This is a genomic window from Thiorhodococcus drewsii AZ1 (genome assembly GCF_000224065.1).
Lineage (GTDB): Bacteria > Pseudomonadota > Gammaproteobacteria > Chromatiales > Chromatiaceae > Imhoffiella > Imhoffiella drewsii.
The window spans coordinates 1-1792 of record NZ_AFWT01000101.1 but is presented as its reverse complement, the minus strand read 5'-3'; the positions used below and the strand labels follow the sequence as shown (position 1 = coordinate 1792).

The 1792-nt window shown below is 61.8% G+C and carries 4 protein-coding genes; 1 reads left to right on the top strand and 3 read right to left on the bottom strand.

Going from position 1 to position 1792, the window contains the following annotated elements; translation table 11 throughout:
- The 3 genes from THIDRDRAFT_RS25200 to tnpB form a co-directional block, all read right to left on the bottom strand.
- Positions 1 to 136, bottom strand: a 136-nt coding sequence (locus THIDRDRAFT_RS25200; protein WP_007043370.1) for a transposase, incomplete at its 3' end; no start/stop codon positions are given.
- 201 nt (positions 137 to 337) lie between these two features.
- The gene (locus THIDRDRAFT_RS23110; RefSeq protein WP_245535925.1) at positions 338 to 1291 is read right to left on the bottom strand and encodes an IS66 family transposase; all 954 of its coding nucleotides are present in this window, start codon (positions 1289 to 1291) and stop codon (positions 338 to 340) included.
- Positions 1292 to 1330: 39 nt separating this feature from the next.
- Positions 1331 to 1525 carry an IS66 family insertion sequence element accessory protein TnpB gene (gene tnpB / locus THIDRDRAFT_RS23105; protein ID WP_281054781.1) on the bottom strand — a complete coding sequence of 65 codons (195 nt, stop codon included), beginning with the start codon at positions 1523 to 1525 and terminating at the stop codon, positions 1331 to 1333.
- A gap of 87 nt (positions 1526 to 1612) precedes the next feature.
- Between tnpB and THIDRDRAFT_RS23100 the strand changes: the two genes are divergently transcribed.
- On the top strand, positions 1613 to 1792 hold a 180-nt coding region (locus THIDRDRAFT_RS23100; protein WP_007043368.1), incomplete at its 3' end, for an ISAs1 family transposase.

Genomic DNA, 1792 nt, shown 5'->3' with positions numbered 1-1792 from the left:
CATCGCAGGTCTGTCGCACCAATTCGCGAACCCTCTCCTCTACGTCCCCTCTCAGCACTTTGTAGCGATACTTGGTAACCCAGACAAAGTGGTACTCAATCCGGAAAACCGTGTGGCTACCGTAGCGATAATCCATCCTCTCTCCGCTCGTTGCTCCAGGGGCCAGGATCAACCGTAGCAGCGAGAGGGCTGGAGATGAAATCTGCCCGCCTGAAAGGCGGGGGTTTGAACCCTAGATATCGAAATCAAAGGGGCTGGACGGGCGATGGTGGACGACTCCTCTGGCTGGGGTTGGATCGTCGCCTGCCATTATCCCGGCAATTTCAGGTCTGTGGTACTAGGCTGGGGCCTCGAGCAGAACGCCCTTGGGCACGCAGGCGGCACGGCTGTCGGCATAGGCGAACCAACGCACCGGCTGTCCGGGCGGCCCGCCGCAGAACACCCACATGTAGGAGGTTTGAGTGTTGTCGCGCCCGGGCTCGCGAAGCACCTGAACGGGCGTTTCGTCGACGTGGACCACCGTGCCTTGGCGCAGCAGGGCTTTGAGCGCAGCGGCGATGGGGGCGAGCGGTGCGTTGAGCTGGATCAGCAGCCCGGCCATGGTCTGGCGGCTCAGGTCGATGCCCTCACGCTCGAAAATCTTCTCTTGGCGGTATAGTGGCAGGGCATCGACGAACTTGGCGGTGACGATCCCCGCCAGCAGTGAGCTGTGGGCGATCGACTTGGGGATGATCTGTTCGGGACGCGGGGCGATCTTGACCCCGACCTCGGCTCCTGGGACGTCCTGCGTCCGCGCGATGTACTTGGCACGCTTGTAGACGATGACGTAGGTTTGGCGCGGCAGGATCGCCAATTGCTCGGAGGTGTCATAGCCGATGAAGCTCCAGTCATCCCCCATTGCGGCCTTCTCGTCCTCGCCGAAATCGAGCAGACGCTCGACGCGAGGCAGATGGCTCGGCAGGGGACGGCGCACGGGTTGGCGCTTGGTCGGCTCCGCCGTGTTTTTGGCCGCGTCCGACTTTGGGGCCACAGGCAGCTCGGCCTCGAGTTCGCCGATGAGCGCCTCGAGCTCGGTTTCATCGAACAGGCGCAGCTGGCTGTCCGGAAGCTGATCGGCGCTGCGTCCGAAACGCTTGCGCTTGAGCAGCTCGATGGTCTCGAGCAACTGCGCGATGCGCTGCTCCTGAGCCCCGCGCTCACGCTCCGCCTCGGCCAATTGCTCGGTCAACTGGGCGATGATCGCACGCAGTTCGGCGGGAGCGTCGGGGAGGGGTTGAGCGGTGCTGGACATGCCCGGCATTATACCAGATTCCCTTGTCAAATCGGCGACTTATGAACGCCAGATGAGATCGAGATCGGCGCGTTTATGCGCCTGAACCCGGGTCGGATCCAGCCCATCGAGCAACCACTGAAACTCGCGTGCCGACAGCTTCACTGGCCCTTCACTCGCCGACATCGGCCACCAGAAGCGCTCGCGCTCGAGGCGCCGGTACCACAGCCAGAAGCCGTTGTGCTGCCACACCAGGATCTTGAGCAGGGCGAGAGCGTATTAACGCTAGATCTGACATGATGTTGCAGCCCCCTGTTAGCCAATCGCCTTAAGGAGCCTTGCGTGTCCGCCAGTATGATCGAGCATTTTGCCAGCCTTGAAGATCCCCGTATTGAGCGTAACAAGCTGTATCCTCTTAAAGAAATTCTGCTGTTGACGGTCTGTGGTGTGCTGAGCGGGGCGGACGGCTGGGAGGCGATCGAGCAGTTTGGAGAGGCGAAGCTGGAGTGGCTGCGTCGCTTT

Bases quoted from the DNA above. Each gene is read 5' to 3' on its own strand.
- THIDRDRAFT_RS23110 (WP_245535925.1), bottom strand. From the start codon at position 1,291: ATGTCCAGCACCGCTCAACCCCTCCCCGACGCTCCCGCCGAACTGCGT.